This is a genomic window from Psychrobacter piscatorii (assembly GCF_001444505.1).
In the GTDB taxonomy this organism is placed as follows: Bacteria; Pseudomonadota; Gammaproteobacteria; order Pseudomonadales; family Moraxellaceae; genus Psychrobacter; species Psychrobacter piscatorii_B.
The window spans coordinates 1-5,138 of record NZ_LNDJ01000003.1 but is presented as its reverse complement, the minus strand read 5'-3'; the positions used below and the strand labels follow the sequence as shown (position 1 = coordinate 5,138).

At 41.3% G+C, this 5,138-nt stretch carries 4 protein-coding genes and 2 pseudogenes; 1 reads left to right on the top strand and 5 read right to left on the bottom strand.

Annotated features, from left to right (window positions below; all coding sequences use genetic code 11):
• From AS194_RS00970 to AS194_RS00955, 4 genes and pseudogenes are all read right to left on the bottom strand, one after another.
• Window positions 1-368 (bottom strand): annotated as a pseudogene (locus tag AS194_RS00970) (transposase); the annotation flags it as partial.
• Window positions 369-469: 101 nt separating this feature from the next.
• Window positions 470-745: pseudogene (locus tag AS194_RS00965) on the bottom strand (transposase); the annotation flags it as partial.
• A 118-nt stretch (window positions 746-863) separates the two neighbouring features.
• Window positions 864-2,444 carry a Fic family protein gene (locus AS194_RS00960; RefSeq protein ID WP_058023631.1) on the bottom strand — a complete coding sequence of 527 codons (1,581 nt, stop codon included), beginning with the start codon at window positions 2,442-2,444 and terminating at the stop codon, window positions 864-866.
• Between the two features lie 157 nt (window positions 2,445-2,601).
• Window positions 2,602-3,207: a recombinase family protein gene (locus AS194_RS00955; protein WP_058023630.1), complete on the bottom strand. Its 606-nt coding sequence runs from the start codon at window positions 3,205-3,207 to the stop codon at window positions 2,602-2,604.
• Between the two features lie 132 nt (window positions 3,208-3,339).
• Between AS194_RS00955 and AS194_RS00950 the strand changes: the two genes are divergently transcribed.
• Entirely contained in the window at window positions 3,340-3,540 is a 201-nt protein-coding gene (locus tag AS194_RS00950; RefSeq protein WP_058023629.1) for a hypothetical protein, read from the top strand.
• Window positions 3,541-3,754: 214 nt separating this feature from the next.
• On the opposite strand, the gene AS194_RS00945 is transcribed toward AS194_RS00950, so the two are convergent.
• Window positions 3,755-4,918, bottom strand: a complete 1,164-nt coding sequence (locus AS194_RS00945) for a zinc-dependent alcohol dehydrogenase (RefSeq protein ID WP_025645663.1) — start codon at window positions 4,916-4,918, stop codon at window positions 3,755-3,757.
• Between the last annotated feature and the right edge of the window lie 220 nt (window positions 4,919-5,138).

Here is a 5,138-nt window from a genome sequence, read left to right as displayed (position 1 = left end):
ATAACAGGTGACGCTGATGTTAAAGATACGGCAAGCACGGCGTATGCTAATGCTACGATCTTCAATATAGTGACAAACCAACGCTTTGCGCCTTTGGGGCGCTACCACTTTTTTGACATAGCATCCTGTAGAATATTGGACTTAAGACATTCATCAGCATACATCTTCTTAAGACGTGCATTTTCAACTTCAAGTTCTTTTAAGCGTGCAATTAAAGAGGCATCCATGCCGCCATACTTTGAGCGCCAGTTGTAAAAGGTACTTTGGCTGATGTTATGCTCACGGCAGAGCTCGGTGATAGGAACGCCTTGTTCGGCTTGTTTTAGGATGTTGACGATTTGGTTGTCGCTAAAGCGTGTCTTTTTCATAGGGTTCTCCTGCTGATGTATTCTAGCAGTTACTCTCTATTTATGAGTGTTCTTATTTATTGGGGGGATTACCGGCCCTTCTCCGCCTGGGCTTCAAGACCAGCAGCTTTCCTGATGATCTCATTGGCTTGCTTGAGCTCTCTATTTTCGCGCTCGAGATCCTTAATACGCTGCTCTTGACTTTGAGCTTGCACATTTGCAGGAATGGTTTGATCTATATGCTTCTTATGCCACGAGCGCAGGGTTTCAGGCGTGCAGCCAATCTTCGGGGCAATGGCTTGAATCGCTGACCAGATGGAAGGGTAGTCGTTTGCTGCTTCGATCAGCATACGGACGGCGCGTTCTTTAATCTCAGGAGTGTAGGTTTGTCTTTTCATTGTCGTATTCTCTTGGAGCGTTGAGCCTTCGACAATATCGGGGCGGTTCACGATGATATTAACACCAGCTCAAGCTTAATTGCTAAGGCAGACTTTCCCGCGTATAGCAGGGGTTGTTCTAACTATTCAAACCATCTGCTTCATTTTTAAAGATTTCTACAACCACAGAGAAAATATCGTCCCAAACCTCATCATTTGTCAAAAATGGATAATCTTTCAGTAGCTTATTACTTTTAGCACCTTTATTTTGTAACATGCTGCGAATGATTCTATCGGCATAGCTGTTGGGCATCTCAACAATCTCTTTTATCGCCAGTCGTGCCTGGTCATGCTTTCTTAGGTACTGTGACTGGTTATGCATCTCTTTTTCAATAACATGAGCAATCAGTCCCGATAAGTACTGAACGTGGTGTGTTAGATCCATAAAGCGCCAAGCAGGTTGAATGAGGTGAGTGTTTTCGACAGTTAAGTTTGAGCGAATACCATCAGGGTAAGTAGCCACCTGTTTATCAAAGCAATAATGATCACGGATCTGCTTCATAAGCGGCACAGAGACTCGGTCTAAAATCTTATCATAGGCATGACGGTCTGAGGGATGCTCAGCAATGGCTTGTGATATAGGTAGGATAATCGGCTCATGAGTGATTTGGTCTCGTCTGAGGACATCATTAATCAAAAAGCGATGTACACGGCCATTACCATCCGCCAGCGGATGAATATACACAAAAGCAAAGGAAGCAACCGCACTACGCATCAGTGCTGATTGTCCCTCAGTCTTTTCCATAAATGCCTGTAACCCTGCTAGCTTTTCAGCAATGTCATCAGCAGGTGGCGCAATATAGTGCACAATCTCTTTAAAGCCATTGACCTGAGTATGCGACACAAAAACTGGTGATTGACGGATGCCATACTGCTGAATGACCGTTTTGCTACCGAGTATCTCTTGTTGCAACTCTGCTAGTGATTCAGGGTCAAGCGGAATGTCGCCGGTGCCGGTACGCCGTGCCATCACATCGGCAAAACGTTCAATACGTTTTAACTCTTTTCCCTCACCTTCTATAGTAAAACTGGCTTTACTCTCTCGTAGTGTCATCCATACGGAGGCGCGCATCAGTAAGTCTTGCCCAAACTCATCGTTAAGTTTGTCAACCATCATGGCAATATCGAGTGCAGCTGCTTGTGTAAAGGCCTCTGTTTTCACCAGCATCGGACAGAAATGACGGGTTCCTGCTAGGTTGTCATTGATACGCCAGCGGGCGTTCTTGATAACCTGCGAAGGACTTGAAGTAACCAACTTCTTGGTATCCAAAGCATCCACATAGTTACCGCCTATATTACTCGGTACCTCTAAACGCTCATCCATAAGCCATTCATATAAGAAAGCCATTCTACGGGCATAGCTGCCTGTCGGCTCAGCGTTTACCCATGCTTGCACGTCATTTGCCCCTATCTGCTTAAATAGACGAACCAGTAACTCTAAACTCAGTACTTCATGACGCATGTGAAACTGTAAGTGCGCAATGATTGTGTCCAGTGGACGCGCGGTTTCCTGATAAGCGTTATGAATGACGTCACCGTCTTTATAGGTTTGTCTGCGTCCACCGATACTGCTGCTGACATATAAAGGGGAAACCAGCTCGATGCTGGCATAACGGACAAGCCATACTGCGCCAATAGGATCTGAGATATGGGTATTCATTATGAGTGGCTCAATCGATTATAGATAAGCCATTTTGCGTAAAAACAATTATGAATGCAATATAATGATTATAATGAAGCATTATTGCATTAAAACGATTTTCGTATGACGTTGTGATGCCTTTAGATAAAGCCCAAAGGTCACGTTGAGTCGATATTTAAAACACCTCACTATTAACCTGCTTTAAGACACGATAAACGGTAGCTATGCCAACACCAACCGCCTTAGCGATCTCTTCTTTTGTCATATTGTTTTGACTGGCCAATGCTTTAATACGATTGTGTTTTGCGGTATTGGCTTTCTTACCAGTGGGTTTATAGCCACTGTTGGCCAATCCTTGTTTAATGCGCTCTCTACGCTTGTCATTATCAAGCTTTGCCATGGTCGCTAATAAATCGATCAGCATATCGTTAATCACTTTTAGGATCTCACCTGTCATACCGTCACTCATCGTATGTGTGGTTGGTAGATCAGCCACCACCAATCGTAAGCCCTTATCTTTGATACGCTGCTTTAGAATCGAAAAATCATCTTGAGATAGTCTGCTTAATCTATCCACGCTTTCAACCAGCAGAATATCGCCTTCTTCAGCGTCACTGAGTAATAGAGTAAGTGCGGGTCTATCAAGTTTCGTACCACTGAAATGTTCAACGTACTCCACATGGTTATCATCATAGCTTTGGCTAAAGTTAATCAAGTCAGACAAGGCTCTCTTAGCGTCTTGATCCTTAGTGCTTGCTCTCACATAAATACGAACGGTCATAACGCTACCTCTATTACTTAGACTCAATAATTAATGTTCATTGATAATAGCAAGATATTACTATCGTTTAATTACTAATATAAGTCAAATGATAGCTAAATTATCGTTTAGAGGTTTTATGTTTTGGGTATAATGCAATGGGAAGATAGAACTAAGACAATTAAAGAGCTGATTAAAGAACTCCAAAGTTTTGGGGATCAAAACTTGATTGTTATGATAACTAATGATGAAGGTGAAACATTTAACTCGGTAAAGTTGGTTAGCAAAGGGTTTGTAGCTAATAAAGATGATCCTGATAAATATAAGAAAGTTTATTGTGCTTTACACTTCTAAGCTTTAAGACCATCTAAGACAGTTAGTTAGTTTTTTTAATCCCTAAACCCATGAAAATCGGTTGGAGGATGATTTTTTTTGCCGTGTGCAGAGAAAAGCAAGTCAAAGATTTTTTTACTAGCTGCTTTAGTGATAACCATTATTTAAGATAATCTCGTTAAAGCAGCTATGACCTAACCTTTAAATGTTAAAAGTTAAGGGTAAATTTGAAAAATTAAGGAGTTAAAATGACTTTACGACATTCTTCTTCACGCTTTTCGAAAATTTCATAACCTTTAGCAGCGTCAGACAAATTCATACGGTGAGTAATAATAGCTTCAGGTGATAAATCACCATTTTCAATATACTCTAATAATTGTGGTAAATACTTGTGTACATGGGTTTGGCCCATTTTGAAAGTAAGCCCTTTATCAAAAGCGTCACCAAATAAGAAACCATGAATGGGTCCTGCATACACACCAGGAACACTAACGACCCCGCCACGACGCACAGCTGCAATACATTGACGTAAAGCTGCACCACTTGACCCTTCAATTTTCAAATTGGTCATTATGGTTTCTAGCATACTGCCTTTAGCTTCAAAGCCAATCGCATCAATAACGCCGTCAACGCCGCGATGTCCTTTGGTCTGTTCAATGATGAATTCAGCAGCATCTACCTTATCGAAATTAACCGGAATAGCCCCGTACGTATCTTTGGCATACTGCAAACGGTAGTCATTATGATCTACCACGAAGATCTGCTCAGCGCCTAACATTTTGGCACAAGCTGCTGATAACAACCCCACAGGACCCGCACCATAAATAGCTACGGTTGAACCTTTAGTAATATTGGCATTAGTCACGGCCTGCCAAGCAGTTGGTAAAATATCTGATAAAAATAAAACCTTCTCATCTGACAGTGAGCCATTTACTTTGAACGGATTAAAATTACCTTTAGGAACCCGTACAAATTCTGCTTGTCCACCAGGAATCCCACCATATAAATGGCTAAAACCAAATAAAGCAGCCGGTGGCGGAATTATTTTTTTATTAATGGCAGCGCCTGGGCCTGTATTTGTAGTCTCACAAGCGGACATTAGGTCATGCTGACAGAAAAAGCAGTTACCACATGCAATAACAAAAGGAATAACAACTCTATCGCCTTTTTTAACAGCAGTGACTTCAGAGCCTACTTCTTCAACCACACCCATAAACTCATGACCGAAGATATCGCCTTCCTCGGTTGCAGGCATTTTGCCACGATATAAGTGTAAATCTGAACCACAAATTGCAGTTGCAGTCACACGTAAAATAACATCATCTTTTTCTTGCAGTTTAGGCTCTGGGACATTGTCCACTCGCACATCTTTAGCACCGTGGTAAGTTAAAGCACGCATAATTTCTCCAGTTAAGTAAAGCTTACAAAATCTCGATAAACAATAATCTGTGATAATACAAGATGAAAGTTATTAGAAACAATGGTTTATGTTATCTAAGTTAAGTATTACTCAATTATATTAGCACCTTGAAAAAAAAGATTTATAATCAACGTGTGTTAAAAAGGTTGCGTGTTGTAAGTAAAAAATTGTAGTGGTCAACTAATTTAGGACACTAATA

Coding starts and splice junctions, on each gene's coding strand:
- AS194_RS00960 (WP_058023631.1), bottom strand. CDS start 2,444: ATGAATACCCATATCTCAGATCCTATTGGCGCAGTATGGCTTGTCCGT.
- AS194_RS00955 (WP_058023630.1), bottom strand. CDS start 3,207: ATGACCGTTCGTATTTATGTGAGAGCAAGCACTAAGGATCAAGACGCT.
- AS194_RS00950 (WP_058023629.1), top strand. CDS start 3,340: ATGCAATGGGAAGATAGAACTAAGACAATTAAAGAGCTGATTAAAGAA.
- AS194_RS00945 (WP_025645663.1), bottom strand. CDS start 4,918: ATGCGTGCTTTAACTTACCACGGTGCTAAAGATGTGCGAGTGGACAAT.